Annotated in this window: 20 protein-coding genes; 12 read left to right on the top strand and 8 right to left on the bottom strand. The window is 37.3% G+C overall.

The features are described 5' to 3' along the window. Nucleotides 1–603: 603 nt before the first annotated feature. The 4 genes from IGI42_RS20690 (at nt 604) to IGI42_RS20675 (ending at nt 1,990) form a co-directional block, all read left to right on the top strand. Nucleotides 604–837 (top strand): hypothetical protein, encoded by a 234-nt coding sequence (locus IGI42_RS20690; protein ID WP_438717936.1) that lies wholly within the window; start codon nt 604–606, stop codon nt 835–837. 415 nt (nt 838–1,252) lie between these two features. Then, complete coding sequence (locus IGI42_RS20685; RefSeq protein WP_438717935.1) at nt 1,253–1,450, top strand: hypothetical protein; 198 nt, start codon at nt 1,253–1,255, stop codon at nt 1,448–1,450. 56 nt (nt 1,451–1,506) lie between these two features. Next, the gene (locus tag IGI42_RS20680; protein ID WP_438717934.1) at nt 1,507–1,749 is read left to right on the top strand and encodes a hypothetical protein; all 243 of its coding nucleotides are present in this window, start codon (nt 1,507–1,509) and stop codon (nt 1,747–1,749) included. Between the two features lie 88 nt (nt 1,750–1,837). Then, on the top strand, nt 1,838–1,990 hold the full coding sequence (locus IGI42_RS20675; protein WP_438717933.1) for a hypothetical protein: 153 nt from the start codon (nt 1,838–1,840) through the stop codon (nt 1,988–1,990). 199 nt (nt 1,991–2,189) lie between these two features. On the opposite strand, the gene IGI42_RS20670 is transcribed toward IGI42_RS20675, so the two are convergent. Continuing rightward, nucleotides 2,190–2,516, bottom strand: a complete 327-nt coding sequence (locus IGI42_RS20670) for a CPBP family glutamic-type intramembrane protease (RefSeq protein ID WP_438717932.1) — start codon at nt 2,514–2,516, stop codon at nt 2,190–2,192. Nucleotides 2,517–3,466: 950 nt separating this feature from the next. On the opposite strand from IGI42_RS20670, the gene IGI42_RS20665 reads away from it, so the two are divergent. From IGI42_RS20665 to IGI42_RS20630, 8 genes are all read left to right on the top strand, one after another. After that, a complete protein-coding gene (locus IGI42_RS20665; RefSeq protein ID WP_438717931.1) occupies nt 3,467–4,189 on the top strand; it encodes a hypothetical protein in 723 nt (240 codons plus the stop codon). Nucleotides 4,190–4,221: 32 nt separating this feature from the next. Then, nucleotides 4,222–4,965, top strand: coding sequence for a hypothetical protein (locus tag IGI42_RS20660; RefSeq protein ID WP_438717930.1), 744 nt, complete (start codon nt 4,222–4,224; stop codon nt 4,963–4,965). A gap of 351 nt (nt 4,966–5,316) precedes the next feature. Next, nucleotides 5,317–5,529: a hypothetical protein gene (locus IGI42_RS20655; protein WP_438717929.1), complete on the top strand. Its 213-nt coding sequence runs from the start codon at nt 5,317–5,319 to the stop codon at nt 5,527–5,529. Nucleotides 5,530–5,588: 59 nt separating this feature from the next. Then, a complete protein-coding gene (locus IGI42_RS20650) occupies nt 5,589–5,972 on the top strand; it encodes a hypothetical protein (protein WP_438717928.1) in 384 nt (127 codons plus the stop codon). Nucleotides 5,973–5,999: 27 nt separating this feature from the next. Then, nucleotides 6,000–6,731 carry a DUF2922 domain-containing protein gene (locus IGI42_RS20645; protein ID WP_438717927.1) on the top strand — a complete coding sequence of 244 codons (732 nt, stop codon included), beginning with the start codon at nt 6,000–6,002 and terminating at the stop codon, nt 6,729–6,731. 576 nt (nt 6,732–7,307) lie between these two features. Next, complete coding sequence (locus IGI42_RS20640; RefSeq protein WP_438717926.1) at nt 7,308–7,997, top strand: Rpn family recombination-promoting nuclease/putative transposase; 690 nt, start codon at nt 7,308–7,310, stop codon at nt 7,995–7,997. Between the two features lie 144 nt (nt 7,998–8,141). Beyond that, nucleotides 8,142–8,378 carry a hypothetical protein gene (locus IGI42_RS20635; RefSeq protein WP_438717925.1) on the top strand — a complete coding sequence of 79 codons (237 nt, stop codon included), beginning with the start codon at nt 8,142–8,144 and terminating at the stop codon, nt 8,376–8,378. A 683-nt stretch (nt 8,379–9,061) separates the two neighbouring features. Further along, complete coding sequence (locus IGI42_RS20630; RefSeq protein ID WP_438717924.1) at nt 9,062–9,565, top strand: helix-turn-helix domain-containing protein; 504 nt, start codon at nt 9,062–9,064, stop codon at nt 9,563–9,565. A 418-nt stretch (nt 9,566–9,983) separates the two neighbouring features. On the opposite strand, the gene srlA is transcribed toward IGI42_RS20630, so the two are convergent. From srlA to IGI42_RS20595, 7 genes are read right to left on the bottom strand one after another with little or no spacing between them, the layout of a single operon-like run. After that, nucleotides 9,984–10,502 (bottom strand): PTS glucitol/sorbitol transporter subunit IIC, encoded by a 519-nt coding sequence (srlA, locus tag IGI42_RS20625; RefSeq protein WP_438717923.1) that lies wholly within the window; start codon nt 10,500–10,502, stop codon nt 9,984–9,986. A 24-nt stretch (nt 10,503–10,526) separates the two neighbouring features. Continuing rightward, complete coding sequence (locus IGI42_RS20620; RefSeq protein WP_438717922.1) at nt 10,527–11,711, bottom strand: acetyl-CoA C-acetyltransferase; 1,185 nt, start codon at nt 11,709–11,711, stop codon at nt 10,527–10,529. Between the two features lie 3 nt (nt 11,712–11,714). Further along, nucleotides 11,715–12,365, bottom strand: a complete 651-nt coding sequence (locus IGI42_RS20615) for a 3-oxoacid CoA-transferase subunit B (RefSeq protein ID WP_438717921.1) — start codon at nt 12,363–12,365, stop codon at nt 11,715–11,717. 9 nt (nt 12,366–12,374) lie between these two features. Continuing rightward, on the bottom strand, nt 12,375–13,022 hold the full coding sequence (locus IGI42_RS20610) for a CoA transferase subunit A (protein ID WP_438717920.1): 648 nt from the start codon (nt 13,020–13,022) through the stop codon (nt 12,375–12,377). A 20-nt stretch (nt 13,023–13,042) separates the two neighbouring features. Continuing rightward, nucleotides 13,043–14,536 (bottom strand): PHB depolymerase family esterase, encoded by a 1,494-nt coding sequence (locus IGI42_RS20605; protein WP_438717919.1) that lies wholly within the window; start codon nt 14,534–14,536, stop codon nt 13,043–13,045. Between the two features lie 27 nt (nt 14,537–14,563). Then, complete coding sequence (locus IGI42_RS20600) at nt 14,564–15,844, bottom strand: MFS transporter (protein ID WP_438717918.1); 1,281 nt, start codon at nt 15,842–15,844, stop codon at nt 14,564–14,566. 44 nt (nt 15,845–15,888) lie between these two features. Continuing rightward, nucleotides 15,889–16,191 carry an AtuA-related protein gene (locus IGI42_RS20595; protein WP_438717917.1) on the bottom strand — a complete coding sequence of 101 codons (303 nt, stop codon included), beginning with the start codon at nt 16,189–16,191 and terminating at the stop codon, nt 15,889–15,891. Nucleotides 16,192–16,200: the final 9 nt, after the last annotated feature.

Raw genomic sequence — 16,200 nt, 5'->3', positions numbered from 1 at the left:
GGACTTCCTCTATTTTTGATCTTCTTGATCCTAACTCTTTTGACCCTTTGATAAGTAAATTTACAAATTGCAAGTATTTGCTGTTTTTCTACGTATAAAAATCAAAATAAGTATTAGAGGCAGGTCCGCACAATAAAGAATCATCTAGCATTACTGTCAACACTTTTATTGGTCAGTACAATACTTTCAATAATATATTCTGTATTAGACCCGGAAAAAGTAAAAAAATTAAACATTTGGTTTCGTATTTTGATAGGAAAAAGGAGCACTTATGATTTTGGTGCAACGATTAAACGCACAAGACTTGTTTACTATTACTTTGCTGCGATAAGTACATTAGGAATAGTTTTATCATTCATTGATCAACGCCTAGGAGAAGTATTTGTTTGGATTAGTTTTGTTTCTTTAGTAGTTTCACTTTATTTTTTGTATCCAGTAAAAACAACTAACTATCAAATACAAAAAAGAAAAAAGGAACACACTCCGACGACTCCAAAGATCCCTAAAAGTTGAATACTTACTTCACTTTCCTTTCTCCGTACTACTCGTGGTTAACTGACTTGTCTACATTTTTCTATCATTCTTTAGCAAGAGGTGCTTCTCATGAGATACTTTGGATTACTATTTTTCTTATTCTTCGCTTTACTTTGCATTATCTTTGGTATTCAATTTAACCGTGGAAAGTGGCTGGGAGCCCTGTCTGGAAATACATTTAAAGATAGTAAATTTCCTCCTGAATTCGCTATTATCCAAGGTAAAAAGACGAGCAAAATTTTATTCTTAGCGGCTTTCTTTTTTGTACTTCTTGCCATTTACCTTTTCTTTTTTACGCTATAATTATTCTGCTATCTTCGTCAAAAGTGGTTGCACTATTTAGCTTATCAAAAAACACAATCAAGACGAAATACTGAACCTTTAAGATAAGCCATTCTGTTCTCCTATTTCCCTTGATATGTTTGCTATATAGATAGTTGGGAACAAAAAATGGGTATCTGACTAAGCAGATGAGGGCGATTTTATAGCATTAGACAAGTTGATCAATCAACGAGCTCTAAAGGGCTAGGAATAGTCACTTATTCTTATATGGCAACTACTTTGCAAGTAGAAGGTACTAAGTTAATTACCTTTAGAAAACTAAAATAGCTAAACTGAATAAAGCTCAGAAAAAACATCTTATTTTAGATGTTTTTCTGAGCATTGTTTTATTTTCTAACAAATTAAGCGTATACTTTACAAAAAAGGAGACTAGCAGATGTTTAATAAAGACACAAAAGAGTTTCAGTGTAATAACTGTGGGAAGAATATCGAAACCGGTGAAGTTGTTTGGACCAAATGGCAATTCCCTCCAAAAAACAATGCTTCCCAACTAAAATCAAGAAAGGCATTGGAATTTGAGAATGTACCGATTCTTTGCTCAGCTTGCTCAGAAAAACTTATCGCAAAATTTTAGTCAGCCACTTTTTCTGTCGCTAGGCTAACAATATTCATACCATTAGGAGGCTTGTTATGATTCCAGGACCCTTTCATCGCCAACCCAGACCGGCAAAACAATCAATAGGTAATTGTATAATCGAAATTATCTGCATCAGTGTTACTGCTTTTTTTATATTTGATAAATTGCCGAAAAACAATAACGAAGGACCGATTATTTTTACTTTTCTAATCATGGTACCTTTTGGTTGTATCCTTGTTTACAGCCTATTTCGCTTATTTTATTTGGTATTTAAAAAAGCAGAAAAAGAAGTTTAGCTAATCCCACACTCAAACTCGGCTGAATCCTTCTTCAGCATCCATTTAGCCTTCTACTTCAGATATGTAAAAAAAGGAAGTGATTTTGATGAACGAAAAAGAACTATCCGCTTATATCGATCTAGCAATGAAGAACTTACACTTTTTGAAATTACAACGAGAAAATGTGATCAGCGAGGTTACACGATTGCTTAAGACAAAAGACATTGACGAAGTGAACAAACTGTTGAATAAAAAATAAATATCCCGTCACCTGACGACAAGAGTGATTGGTCATTTCATTGCTTTTCTAGAACAGTACAATCGATGTTGCTTTAGCAAAGATGCTAACCGTATGAAAGACTTTTATCACCTCGAGGAAAATACTTTGATAATCATAAAAAACAACGATACCTATACATTGGCTAGATCCTCAATTGGAACAAGACGAAGGCTGAATTTTAGCTGACTGGTGCGATTAAAATTACCGAAATAATCACAATCAAAAAGATAAAATAGTCATAAATGATATGGGCATAGAATCCTCCCCGAAGACTATCATCGCTTTTCCATGCATAGTTAAAGGGAATCCTTGTCAATTCAATAACTACAATACATTGATGCGTTGGTAAATGAATCATTCCAGAGAAGATGGAACTAATCAGAAATGCTTGATTTAAGGAGACTTTTTTGGTCAAATAGTGGACTATTGGGAAAGTGACTACCGCCGTTGCTAATTCCTCTCCAACTAAAGCTATCAAAGTAGTCAATAGAAGAACAACATTCATAAGTAGACTATTTTGTTTCAAAATATCTTGTATAGAAATATTAACACCTGATAGTAATAACGAATAAAACTAGATATGCATCGATTTCATTTCTGAAAACTATCTTCTAACCTCCAAAAACGCTCAAGATCTCCTTGACTGTATTTCTTTTCAACCATTTTTAGAGTACCTTCGTTAAGGTCTGAAAAAATTGGTTTATCCATGCTTTCTCCAAACTCGCTGAAAATATTTTTATATAATATTTTTGTTATTTTAAAATAAGAATTGTTGAGATTTCTTGTCCATTTCACTGTTTGATAATGATGAAGCAGACTGGGAGCATAGTCGGCATTTTTTCTATTTCTAAGTAGAACAAGAAAAATTGATTGATTTGATATAAATAACTAAATGCTTCTTCGAGTTTAGTTCTCTTTTGTTTTCTCCTACGTTAGGCTCTATCGCTAAATAAGTAGTTCCCTCAGAAAAAAGTTAAATTCTCTATTTATAGCTAGTTTAAGGATGATTCTTCACCTAATTTATCAATACATAATTCTCCCGTACCATTTCACTAGTCACAATCTCTTCATAATATAATAACAAAAAGTCTTGATTTAATTTATAGGCAATGCCGTACATATCAGACAGCATAGACTCCCATTTTAAGATACGCAGAAATAGAAGAAATTATTCTGTACCTTTCAAAAAAGTCAAAAAATTAATCTTTTTCTAAAAGTTGGTTTAAATAATCTGTTTTTTTGATGACATCCTCCATTCATCCATTTTCCTCTCTTATAGCTTCATTTTAAAATAACAATAACACTTAAATAGACACGAATGATAATTTCACATCAAAATAGCGAATCCAGAATATACAAATCGTTATTTTTATATTGATCAGCTGTTTTTAGCTATTTACAAATTTTATTATTGCTTTATTATTGTTATCGTATTAACAATAAAGGAGGAATATCATGCTCAATGAATTTAAGAAGCAGTTATTGAAAGAAAAAATATTAAGCGGACCTGACTTTTCTGAGGATTGGTTGCATATCTGTGAATTATCAACATTTTATAACTTCAGTGACTTGAGGAATATAACAGCTGTTATGGAAATACCCTATGAGGCAGGCAGTTTAGTCTTTCGAGATCAGGAATCTTATTTGAAGGAGGAAGATCCCTTGGATTTGCTGGAGCGTTTTGTTTATGTAAATCGCTTAATGGATTATCAACTCGTTCGTGCTAGTTGTGGTTCATTGGAACTGGTGCCTTACCAGAAGGTTTTCTTAGTGAGTAAGCAATTTGTCTTGTTGCCATTGATAAACCACGAACTTACCATCTGGCTTAATCCATTGGCCGTACATCACGTTGTCGGTGGAAATGAAGGCGGTTTAGTGACTTTTACGAATGGCCTGCGGGTGCAAGGAACCATTAATTATCCAGGACTTGTTGATCTATCAGCTAAAGCAATTTATGCGTTAGCACTCAAGCGGCACTATCACTCATCTGATTCACGAATCAAGCAACGACCACTTGACTATATACACTTTTCTGATACCCCCTTTAGTGAAACATTGAGCAAACATGCGTTGTTGCAGCAATGGGTATCCGTTCCTGATCCACTTTCCCCTTGTAGACAGGAATTGGCGAATTTTCTCACGATGGACAGTGGCTCTCAAGGATTAATGGCTGTTTAATCGATTTCTATTTTGGCGAAATTAACACATTATTGGCAAAAATTGGAGTGATCTTTATCAGTAAAATTCAAGCATTCGAAGGAAAAGTATTGCAAGAAAATCAATTTACCGAAGACTGGGCGTATCTCTTGGAGGCGGCTTCGATGATTAATTATTGGACAATGGGGGAGTTCACCTTAGTGTATCCTGCCCCAGATAATCGCGGAACCCTCATTTTGCGAGATCATATGCCTTTCTTAGCAGAAGAAAGATCGTTGGAAGCAGTCGAAAAGTTCTTCACTTTGCATCGTTTGATGGATTATCAATTAATGAAACGCGTCTGCCAATCCCTTAAACCTTTTCCATCGAAAAAAGTACCGATTGTCAACACCCATTTCGTTTTGTTTCCTCTCACCAAACCGGAAGATTCCATTTGGTTAAATCCTTTAGCAATTCACCAAGTCATTGATAAAGGCAGTGTTTGTTTGGTGGTATTAACGAATGGTTTGACGGTAGAAGTTCCGATTATCAGAAAATCATTGATTACGATTGCTAGTAAAGCCGTTTATTCTTTGGCAACCTACCGGCAAGATTATTCTGCGACCATGCTCACAGATGGACGACCATTGGATTATGTGCAACTTCCTGCCACACCATTTGGTTGCTTGTTGAGTAAGCATGAGCTGCTGCAAGAATGGCTGCTGACACCTGGTGAATTTATAACTCAATATAAATTAGAAGAACACCACCATTGGTATCGCTCTTATACCGGCGATCTCTCTGAGTTGGACGACTAAATTTATCAAAAGTAAGCACTTTAGCTCTCTGCTAAGTGCTTGTTTTTTCGCAATCTTCTTGCTTCAGTTGTTATTTTATCGGCCATTTCTTTTTAAGTCGTTTATACCTCAATTAACAAAACCTTATTATACCAGTCCTAAACGCCCTTTTTTGGTCAAAATCGAAAATTTCCAAATACCCCCCTATAATTTCCTTAAGTACATTTTACTGTGCGATCAAATCAACATTTCACAAATTGGCACTGGAAAAAATGTAGGGTGTTTTGGAAAAAATCGCATTTTGTTCTTTTATTCTTTTGGGTTATCTTTTAGTCACCGGCCGGAACAAAAAAACGTTAGGAGGAAACATACATGATCCAACAACTAGGCACCAAATTACAAGTACGAATCGCTCAAGAAGGCGACAATGCCAAAAAGGTAAATTTCAGTAATGTCGTAAACAACCCCAAAGAAGCTGAGATTGTTTCACTAGGAGACGTGTTAACTGAACTTTCGACAGAAGGAAGTATCTTGGACGACATTATTGTTACTAACCAAACACGCATAACCAAAACATTAGACTAAATGAAAATCAAAAAATGATCCTGCGGCTGTCTGCCGTAGGATCGCAAGGAGGAAAACAGATGACCCAACAACCATTCACTCAGTATCAGTTGTTTCATTGGAAACCTGCTACTTTAGAAGAACAAATTATGGCTTATTACCAAGAAACCCAAAACAGTGCCATTACCATCCAGTTACTATTGGCTGCGAAAGTCCGATATCAACTAGGAGAAAGCAATTTTGAAATGTTTATGCAAGATTTCGTGCGGTACCTTTTTACCAAGGTACATATTACCCATGAAATGCGCCGTTACTTCTTTTTCTTTAAGGAGTATTTCCCAGAAGAGGAGTGGAAAATGGTCACGGCCCGCTGTTTTCCACCTGAACACGTTACAACTAATTTAATGAACGTAATCCAAGCAACTACCCCCGGAACTCACCCAAGAACCTTGGAAAGTTCCTAAGAAAAACAAAAAAAGGAGAGAAATAGAATGTTAAAACTAAAAGCTGTATTTGAAGATGCCACTGGCAAGACCCATCGTTGGTCGTTTAATGAACCAGATCCCAACAAATCACCAGAAAAAATTAAAGAGGCACTGGAAACAATGACTACCTTGAACCTGTTTGAAAAAAACGGCGTCCGCCAATTCCAAAAAGTCGTCTCTGCCAAATTTGTCGAAACCATTGAAACACCAATTTTTGATGTAAGAGAGCAAGGCGAAATCTATGTCGCAGATCCTGATAATGCCTTTGCGCCATTTATTGTAGCGGATGAAAAAACTCAAGTCTCTGAGCCAGCCAAAGAAAAAAGCGGAGTAGAAACACCTGCAATGGAAGAAAAAGCTCAAGCAACAGTGGATGCCGAATCTACATTAGAAAAGATCGAAGCAGCTAGTACGCCAAAATCTATAATGGAAAAAGCTGGTATTCACAGCCAATCAAAAGCTGCCTTGGATGTAGCGATTGCTCAATCAGCAATGGATACTACTTCAAAAGAAACAGTAGTAAAACTAGATGCTGCTAACCAATCTAGCGAAGTTGACAGTGCCGATTCCGTTGAAAAACTAGAAGCTGATCCAGCCGACACTGAATCCGTAAGACCTATCCCACGCAACTTATCGCCTGTCCAAGCTCGCAAGGAAAAAATAGACCGCCTGCGAGCCTACCACGAGGCGAACAAGAAGAAACAGAAGAAGAAAAAAGGGAAAAAGAAAAAACGCTAACTCCCTGCCCTAACTCCTTGTGCCGGAAAGGTGGTGATGCTTGACTTTGCAGTGTTTATGGCGCTGGCTAATCTTCTATTAAGGGAGGGATGCTACATGTTCATCCTAGGAAAGGAACACTTGCCATGACTGTGTATCAAGCGTTGGCTCTAGCAATCGCTTTTGCCAGCTTGATGATTACCATTGACCGGAATCATAAGAAGTAACGGCTTCGCAAGGTTAGTTTGGGAAGTCAGACATTAATAACCAAACTTACTCACACGGCCATCGTCTTAAACGGTGCTGTCTGGAAGGTGCGTGCGCGCCGTGCCTTCTGATTTGAGTAAGAATGTCCTCTTGTTAGGGCGTCTTTTTCACTTGCAGAGCCCTGCTCTTTGACAACTACATATTTTTGAGGTGTTATAGAACCTGATTTAATAGGCAATCCCCGCCACTATTTACCACAGTCAATGATTTTTTTCGAGAAATTTGTCTTTTTTTGCGTACCTTTAGTTGAAAGGAAATTTTGATGGAGAAGATCGTGCCGTGGTATACTATTGGTGAAATCTTCTCTATCGACGAAAGGTAGAGGAGAAAATGAAAAAAGAAATTCACGTATTGCCCACCATGGACCTCCTGTTCAAAAAGTTGCTCACAAGCAAGGATTCTACCCACATTTTGAAGGCGTTTGTCCGAGATATTTTAGGCAAAGAGTTTAAGACACTGACGCCCAGAGAAACGTATCATATTGACAGTTACAAAAAAGAATTTGACGCCGATCCCGAACTGATGCGCACGGAAGTTGATATTTTAGCTGAAACAGAAGATGGCAGCCATGTGACCATCGAGATGCAGGTCCAGCCTCACGACTTTTTTATTGAGCGGGCGATCTTTTACTTAGGCGAGGCTTATCGAAGTTCGTTGGGCAATCAAGAGATTGAGGATTTCATCAAAAGCAATAATTTTTCGGCTCTGCGCCCTACTTACGGAATGAATATCGTTGATTTTCATTTGTTTGATAAACATGGACTTGCGACTAGAAAGTTTGGCATTTTGGATTTGGACTCACATGAACTGCTGCGATCGACTCATGGAGATGACCTGATCATCATTTGCTTTTTCAGTTTGGTAAATACGAATATCGACCGAAACAGTCCCGCTTATCTTTGGCAGCAGTTTTTTAAAACAGGCAAAGTTCCCGATGACGCCCCCCGATTATTTAAAGGACGCTCAGAAGAAAACAGACTTTTATTCTTTAGAGGATGCCAGTTCTACTTTTTGCAGTGATTAAGCGTTCGAGGGCTACTAAAAAATTAAGATCAAAAAGATACAACGAATACATAGTAGAATGATAAGCGTAGTGAGAATCAGACTCATTTTTCCTAAGAAAAATGAGTTCCTTATTAACGAAATAGCTGGAGGAAAATGATTATGGATATGAACAAGGCAAAGATGATCAATGATGCCGTAGTATCTACTTTGGAGAGGAAGGCTAAAGAGAAGGGACTGGAAGAAGGCTTAGAACAAGGGCTAGAAAAAGGCCGCGAAGAAGAAAAAATCGAAATTGCCTTGAATCTATTAAAAATGGGTCTTTCAATAAAGCAAGTCGCTGAGGGTACTAAATTTACTGTTGAAAAAGTCGAAGAGATCCGAAATAATCTACTGTAGTCATTGAGATAGAAGATGGAACACCAAAACAATCCAGTAAGCTATAAACAGTTGCTGTAAGTTAGGATTGCGCCAATAGAACGCAAAATACCTCGAGTATCAGAAATCACCATGTTAGATTTCTGATACTCGAGGTATTTTTCTTTAATTTGGTTGCCAGTTGTTTGATTACTATTAACTTTTTTACAGTTGTTGTATTAGGACTTTCGTGTGCCAACACCGCAACTTCATTTTTGCCAGTGCCAAAAAATCCACGTTCAATTAGATCGGATTGCTTAAAGAACTACACCGACTCCTTGAATTTTGGAATATATGACACAACCGCACTTTGATTAAAAACAGCCCTAAACTCGTAAAAACCAAGAGTTGAATTGCTTCGAGTCATTAATTTTATAAACTGGACATTATTTAGTAAGATTCTCTCAGTCCTATAAGGAATGACAACAGTCGTATTAACAGTTTACCTATCTTCCATTGAAAGCGCATTTTGCTGTCACCTATACTAGCGTGATATACTAATGGTGAAAATTCTCTATCGGCAAATGGGAAAGAAAATGGTGTTAAATCAACATTTGCTTACTAGACACAGGATGTCTAACATCGAAATTGCGGCATTTCTCGCTTTGTGTCGTGTTTTTCTGTCTGTGTATCCAGTAATCTGAATTTAAAAGGAGGATAACCTAATGGATCAAGCAAAGATTGGCAAATTTTTCAAAGTTCTTCGCATGGAGAAGCAGCTGACGCAGGAGCAGTTTGCTGAAATGATGTCGGTATCTAATCGAACAGTTTCGAGATGGGAGACGGGGGCTAATATGCCTGATCTGGATGTTCTTATTCAAATTGCCGATTACTACGAAGTGGAAATTACAGAAATCATTGATGGAGAAAGGAAGAGCGAGAAAATGAATGAAGAATTAAAAGAAACCACTCTCAAGGTGGCGGATTACAGTAACGAGGAAAGAAAGAAACTGACAAAAAAAATGCATATCCTATTTTTATTGGGAGCAATCGCCTCTGCTTTGTTTATTATTCTTGATCTGATGGGTGTTGCAGATACAGGCTTTACAGAAATCATTGCCAGTTTTGCTCTGGGCTTTTCGTTTGGTATGTTAGTTGTTGGCGTAATAATTACCAGTCGTTACATGATAAAAATTCGCAAGTTCAAACAAAGATTGTTAAATCGGTGAACGCACATCGCACAGTTAAACAGAAATCACCCAGATCAGTGAGTGATCTGGGTGATTTTGTATTAATGAGAAAGCTGGTTTGGCTATGGTCTAACTCATAACTCATTCAACTAACGGAATAAATTATCACGAAATAAAGCCCTTGGATTAGGGATAGTAATTATAAAAACACTTTAACTTGAAAAAATGAGCAGTGAGAAAGTCGTGCTCATTTTTCCGTGACTATTTTTATTTAGAGGAAACAGGATACTGCTCTAAAGTCTATCTTATCAACTATGTAAGTACACCAATTATTTGAAACTATAGATGCCTTACTTTTAAAACACTTAATAATTAGTAAGAACGAATTAGTAAGAACGCTCATGAATTGACTAGAGAAAATTATGATGCTTGAATGCATAATACATATTCTTGATACTCACTTTCGTTTCACCAAAATGATTTTTGTGAATGTATACGTACTAATACTTCTTAACCATGCAACTAAAATCCCGCAAAGGAAATACCTGACCGCAAGACTGCTAATAGAATATCCCGCCTGAAGAACACCAAAGGCAATTCCCCAAAAAACAAATATCTCTCCAGGATTTGAAGCTGGAAACAGAGCCATTGCTGGATGTAAAAAACTGACAGATGCATCGTAAAAAGCTGGTTTCTCTATCTCTTTTAAACAACTCCCCGTTTTATAGGTTAGGGGGTTTTGTTGCAGCAATATTGAGCATACAGGTAATATCATAAGATTGATAACAGGAATTTTTGCTAATTTCCGAACAAAACTTTCAATTCTCTGTATTCCTAATAATCCAATAAAAGAGGAATTAGCCACCAGCATTATAATAATTAAGGGCAAAAAATCTTTTGCTAGCTTGATGAAAGTGTCCGCTCCAGCTTCAAACAAACCTATAAAATTTTTGCCTATCCATTCAACACTTTCCATCTAACCCCTCCTTGCATCCAGCTCTTAGATTCTTTCAACCAAGGTTGAGACTCCCATTCCGCCGCCAACACATAAAGTCGCCAGTCCTCGCTCTTTATTATTTCTCTTCATTTCGTAAAGAAGTGTTGTTAGAATTCTGGCGCCTGAAGCACCTACTGGATGTCCTAATGCAATAGCGCCTCCATTTACATTCACCTTATCTCGAAGTAAATCAAGTTCTTGTTCAACCGCTAAATATTGTGCCGCAAAAGCTTCATTTGCTTCAATCACATCAATCATATCTGCTGTTAAACTATTTCTCTTTAGTAATTTTTTACTGGAGTTAAATGGACCTATTCCCATAATCGCTGGGTCTACACCAGCCGTTTCACTATCAACATAATAGCCTAAAGGCTCAACCTCTAGCTGATCAACAAGCTCCTCTGCAACTAATATAATTGCTGCAGCACCATCATTGATTGAAGACGCATTCCCGGCGGTTACCGTACCATCATTTAGAAAAGCTGGTTTCAGCTTGCTTAACTTCTCAAGGCTTGCATCTTCTCTCGGCGATTCATCTTGAGAAACCATTATATGCTGTTTTTTATTTTGAATAGTTACTGGACAAATCTCTTCTGCAAACAGTCCATTCTTTTGTGCTGCTACTGCCTTTTTCTGACTTTCTAGAGCAAATTCATCTTGTACTTGCCGACTTATGCTATATTTTTTTGCAAGATTTTCAGCAGTAATTCCCATGTGATAGTCATTAAAGGCATCCCATAATGCATCATGGATCAGACTGTCGCTTAATTTACCATCTCCCAATTTAATCCCCGTACGGATTTTATCAATGGTAAATACAGCTTGACTCATGCTTTCCATCCCACCACTAATAACTATTTTAGCTTGACCAGATAAAATCATAGCCGCTCCTAAATTGACAGCATTTAATGATGACCCGCAGACATTGTTAATCGTCAGTGCTGGAACTTCATAAGCCAGGCCTGCTTGAATGGCTGCTTGTCTGGCTACATTTTGGCCTTTTCCTGCTTGCAGTACAGATCCCATTAAAACATAATCAATTTGTGATTTTAAGCTTGGCGTTCGATTCAGTAAATCGCTAATAATCGCAGCACCTAAGTCTACACTTGATAAAGTTGAAAGACTGCCATTGAATCTCCCAATCGGTGTTCGTCTAGCATCGATAATTGCTACTCTTCTTTTCGTCATGACCTAAGCGCCTACTTTCAATGCATTATTTACTAGCAATTCAGTATCGGTTAATTGTTGAATTTCCTCGAACGTATAATTTCCTAAAATCTCTTGTAAAACTAAGCCTTCTGTTGTTACTTTTAATACAGCCATCTCCGTAATGATCAGGTCTACCTTTCCGATAGCTGTTGCAGGCAGAGAAAGTTTTTCAACGATTTTCGGTTTATTATTTTTGGCCGTATGAGTTGTTACAACAATCACTCGTTTGGATCCTTGGACTAAATCCATGGCCCCTCCCATTCCTGGAACCATTTTTCCTGGAATAATATGATTGGCCAAATTACCATCTTTGTCCACTTCTAAAGCACCCAGTATTGAAACATCTACATGCCCGCCACGAATGATCCCAAAGGATATTGAGCTGTCAAAGAAGCATGCTCCTGCTTCAAGACTAACTGGTTGACCTCCTGCATTTACAACATCACATGAATTGTCAGTGTTCGAGACCAGTGATCCCATCCCCAACATACCGTTTTCTGACTGCAACCAGACATGCGTGTTTTGTGGTATATACTCGACAATTTTGGTAGGTAACCCTATTCCTAAATTTACGACATCTCCATTATGCAACTCCTTAGCTGCACGTTGGGCAATAGTTCTTTTTGCATCCATTTAGATTCCTCAACTTTCCTCAAAAATGTAATCAACGAAAATACCTGGCGTAATGACATTATCAGGATCAATACATTTTGTTGTTTTATAATTTGGTGTCTCAACTACAACAATATCAGCTGCTGTCGCCATTACGGGATTAAAATTCTGAGTCGTTCCTTTATAGCTTAGGTTCCCTTTAAAGTCGGCGGCAGAAGCATAGATTAGCGCTAAGTCAGCTTTCAAGGGTTTCTCAAGCAGATAGCTTTCACCATCCACGTCAATTACTCTTTTTCCAATACCCACCTCAGTCCCTATACCAGTTGGAGTTAAGACACCCCCTAATCCGTAACCAGCAGCACGTATTTGTTCAATCAACGTACCCTGCGGAACTAAAGTTACGGAAATTTCATTTTGATTCATTTGTTCAGCTGTTTCTGGATTTAATCCAATATGAGAAGCTGTTACTGATTGTAAACGACCTTCTCGAACAAGGCGCCCAATCCCATCATTTACTAGACCTGTATCATTGCTGATTAGTTTAAAGTTCTTTTTTCCACTTTTGATCAGCGCCTCAATAATTCTTTTAGGTGCTCCATTAGACATAAAACCGCCGATCATAATGGTCATGCCATCATCAACCATGTTTATAAATTTTTCCTCAGTAATTTTCTTCATAATAAGCTCCCTCACAGCATTTAGACGAACATGGACTGATCGTTATTTTGACTATCCTTGAACTTTTCAGAGCCTAGATTCTCTTGGTAAATTTGAACATTGACACCAGCTGTATCCACACTTAGTTCAACCTTGCAATCTAGAAATGATGATATGGTGTCATAACGTACATAATAGTCCTTGTCATCTTTGATACCGTATAATTCAACGGCTTCTTCGTTATTTTTTTGCAATGTTCTTTCTTTTGTGTCAAACAAAAGTTTTTGTTTGTTGATAGACACTTCAAAACCATTCGTTGTCTTTTTACAAGAGCAATCCAGCTTTTCAATAATGTCCATCAGTGGGACAAAAGGCATGTAATTAGGCAAAAGCACCTGTTTTTCGGAAGCGGTCTGATTTACTATAATTTTTCCGCCTTTTACATGCTCTGGATTGACTACTGTTGAGTTGCTTTTATCCTGTGAAAACAGCCACTCCAGCTTGTCTAATTCTTCCGTTTGAATTGACCAGCTCCAGTGAGCATCTGGTAGACCTAACCTTTCTACCATTTCAAACGGATACAAGGTTAATCGAGCGTTAGTATTCCCAACTTCTAGTAACTTTTGATAGCTTTCTTTGGCAAAATTCGTCATTACAATATTGTCATTTTCAATATGAACCAATTGAATCGGCAGCTTTTTGAGATTTCCAAGTTCACTATCCATTGGATTACCGCAATTTAAAATGATGCCAGCGAAAAAATCCGGATATTCGGCTAAGAAATGATACATAATTCTTGAACCCATCGATAAGGTTGCGCCGTAAATTCGGTTTTCATCAGCGATACCTTTTTCAAGAAAGCTAGTGATCAATTCAATATAAGCCGCGTGGTAATTCGAAGTTTCATAGCTAGCGTCCAACGATGGGAATTGTGGCATAATTACTACGCATGGGTGCTCTTTCTGCCATTGTTCAGTTGTAAAGCTTAAACCTAATCGATTAGTGGTTAGGTGGGTTCGGTTGTCAAAATTACAACGGTCGGCTGATTCTCCTGAACCATGTAATGAGAGAACAAGTGGAATTTTCTCTGCTGAATCAAGATTTTCTGGTAAATAAAGTCGATAATCAAAGCTGACAATTCCATTATCAAAATGTTCAAAAGAAAACTGATCTGCTTCTTCATTAATTACCTTGACTACATTGTCATTGGTAATTTGCAAATTTTCCAATTGTAAAGTGAACTTATTTCTGGTTGGAATATGAGAAATATCCAAATTCAGCTTATTTCCCTCAATTGTTTTCTTTTGGATATCTGTCTCGTATTTCTCATCTCCAGTCAAAATTTCAGTTACATTTTTTCCCAAATCTGGATCAAATCTAGTAGTTTTCCCAGCTAAGCTATAATAAGCTAAACTCATCTTTTCCAAATCTTTTTCGCTTACTTTCTGATCATTTTCAAATACTACCTCAACTCGATAAGTATACTCATCCTCTGGTAATGATTTCGTGAATAAAATGACTTCTACATCTCGCATGCTGCTACCCCTCCATAGTGATAAACTTTATTTATTAGCTACCGTTTCTCGCTGATTCAAGGAATCATTCGACTTTTTTTTCATCTTCAACAAGTAAGCGCTTAAAATACATACTGTTGCTACGGCGTAAAATAATACATTCCCTCCGATAGAGATATTGTAACTTCCTAACCGGTCAAATAAGTAGCCTCCTAGAGAAGCGGATGCTGCACTTGAAAAGGAGCCAAACATCGAAATGATCGAGAAGATTTGACCATAATCTTTAGATCCAAATGTCTTTCTAATAAAGTAAGGCAAAGCTACCAGCAAAATTGCTTGTCCTAGTCCCAATAAGAAACCACATGCAATTAATACGATAGAAGCTTGTGACAATATCAGTCCTGCCCAACCGAACATGCCCAAAAGAGCATAAACAATAATAACAATTTTTGCATTAAGGATATCAAGAAGTATACCCATCATGATTTTTCCAACTGCAGCCCCCACCATGATTCCAGACACAACACTGGCACCTACCGTTAAAATAAAGCCCATACTAACTACATGTGAAGAGACGTGCTGGACGAATCCTGCAATTAAATTTAATAGAATAATCGTAATTACATAAAGGAAAAAAGAAGGAGTTCGATAAGCTTCTTTAGCTTCCATTCCTGTTAGTTCAGCTGCTTCCTCAGTAATCTCGTCAACTTCATTTAACTCTCTGCCATAAGGCATTTCACCTTTTTTAGGATCTGGCTTAAATTTGAAGATGAATAAAGTGAATGGTAGAATGGTGACTAATACGATAATTCCAGCAATTAAATACGCCGTCCGCCAGCCTTGCGTAACAATAATATTACTGATAAAAGGATTGAAGAAAGCTCCGCCTAATCCTGTTATTCCCATCGAAATTCCCATGGCCAGGCCTAATTTCTTTTCAAACCAATTCCCTATTAAAACAGGAACTGCAACTACTAAAGCAAAAGCTTGTGCAATACCTACGAGTATCCAAACAATGTAAAACGGAATAATACTAGTGAACAGCGAACTCACCATAAATCCGCCTCCAAAGATTAGCACACATAAGGACATCAACAATTTGATATTCACTTTAGCAATTATTTTACCCGCAAAAAGCAAAGTTCCTGCACAAGCTAAAGCTTGTAAAGTAAGCGTCATTGCTATTTCTGTTCGTGAAAAACCAAGTTCTTCTGAAATTGACGTGAAATATAACCCCGGTGTATTGATAACCAAACCAAAACCAACAAATGATAGAACACAACATCCAATAAAGACGATCCACGCATAATTTATTCTTTTTTTATTCATTTGATTACTCCCCCTTTTTATCATACAACAACCAATAAGCTATTTTAATCTAATTCCATCTCTAATAATGCCGAACTTAGTGATTTCCCGTGCGTATCCAAAGCTAAAGATTTTGTTACGCCGCCTCCCAAACTGTTATGCAAAACAAAATTTAACGCTTTAAGGGAGTCTACCTGATAACGATCAACTTTAGTAACGCCTAATTCCGAAAACCAGTCTTTTACTTTTTCAGCACTAATTTCTTCTTTTAAACGTTCGTAGTTCTCTTCCTCATAAGGAATTAGTGATATCGTAGAAAGATTTCCCTTATCTCCTGTGCGCGAATGGGCAATTTCATACAATTTCATTGACTTTAC

Origin of the sequence: Enterococcus sp. AZ109, from assembly GCF_051714625.1 — a bacterium.
GTDB lineage: Bacteria > Bacillota > Bacilli > Lactobacillales > Enterococcaceae > Enterococcus_A.
Note: the sequence above shows the minus strand (reverse complement) of the source record. Positions and strands in the feature narration are given on the sequence as shown.

Bases quoted from the DNA above. Each gene is read 5' to 3' on its own strand.
- IGI42_RS20665 (WP_438717931.1), top strand. From the start codon at position 3,467: ATGCTCAATGAATTTAAGAAGCAGTTATTGAAAGAAAAAATATTAAGC.
- IGI42_RS20635 (WP_438717925.1), top strand. From the start codon at position 8,142: ATGGATATGAACAAGGCAAAGATGATCAATGATGCCGTAGTATCTACT.
- IGI42_RS20645 (WP_438717927.1), top strand. From the start codon at position 6,000: ATGTTAAAACTAAAAGCTGTATTTGAAGATGCCACTGGCAAGACCCAT.
- IGI42_RS20675 (WP_438717933.1), top strand. From the start codon at position 1,838: ATGAACGAAAAAGAACTATCCGCTTATATCGATCTAGCAATGAAGAAC.
- IGI42_RS20610 (WP_438717920.1), bottom strand. From the start codon at position 13,022: ATGAAGAAAATTACTGAGGAAAAATTTATAAACATGGTTGATGATGGC.
- IGI42_RS20655 (WP_438717929.1), top strand. From the start codon at position 5,317: ATGATCCAACAACTAGGCACCAAATTACAAGTACGAATCGCTCAAGAA.
- IGI42_RS20670 (WP_438717932.1), bottom strand. From the start codon at position 2,516: ATGAATGTTGTTCTTCTATTGACTACTTTGATAGCTTTAGTTGGAGAG.
- srlA (WP_438717923.1), bottom strand. From the start codon at position 10,502: ATGGAAAGTGTTGAATGGATAGGCAAAAATTTTATAGGTTTGTTTGAA.
- IGI42_RS20680 (WP_438717934.1), top strand. From the start codon at position 1,507: ATGATTCCAGGACCCTTTCATCGCCAACCCAGACCGGCAAAACAATCA.
- IGI42_RS20605 (WP_438717919.1), bottom strand. From the start codon at position 14,536: ATGCGAGATGTAGAAGTCATTTTATTCACGAAATCATTACCAGAGGAT.
- IGI42_RS20595 (WP_438717917.1), bottom strand. From the start codon at position 16,191: ATGAAATTGTATGAAATTGCCCATTCGCGCACAGGAGATAAGGGAAAT.
- IGI42_RS20620 (WP_438717922.1), bottom strand. From the start codon at position 11,711: ATGACGAAAAGAAGAGTAGCAATTATCGATGCTAGACGAACACCGATT.
- IGI42_RS20650 (WP_438717928.1), top strand. From the start codon at position 5,589: ATGACCCAACAACCATTCACTCAGTATCAGTTGTTTCATTGGAAACCT.
- IGI42_RS20630 (WP_438717924.1), top strand. From the start codon at position 9,062: ATGGATCAAGCAAAGATTGGCAAATTTTTCAAAGTTCTTCGCATGGAG.
- IGI42_RS20600 (WP_438717918.1), bottom strand. From the start codon at position 15,844: ATGAATAAAAAAAGAATAAATTATGCGTGGATCGTCTTTATTGGATGT.
- IGI42_RS20615 (WP_438717921.1), bottom strand. From the start codon at position 12,365: ATGGATGCAAAAAGAACTATTGCCCAACGTGCAGCTAAGGAGTTGCAT.
- IGI42_RS20685 (WP_438717935.1), top strand. From the start codon at position 1,253: ATGTTTAATAAAGACACAAAAGAGTTTCAGTGTAATAACTGTGGGAAG.
- IGI42_RS20690 (WP_438717936.1), top strand. From the start codon at position 604: ATGAGATACTTTGGATTACTATTTTTCTTATTCTTCGCTTTACTTTGC.
- IGI42_RS20640 (WP_438717926.1), top strand. From the start codon at position 7,308: ATGAAAAAAGAAATTCACGTATTGCCCACCATGGACCTCCTGTTCAAA.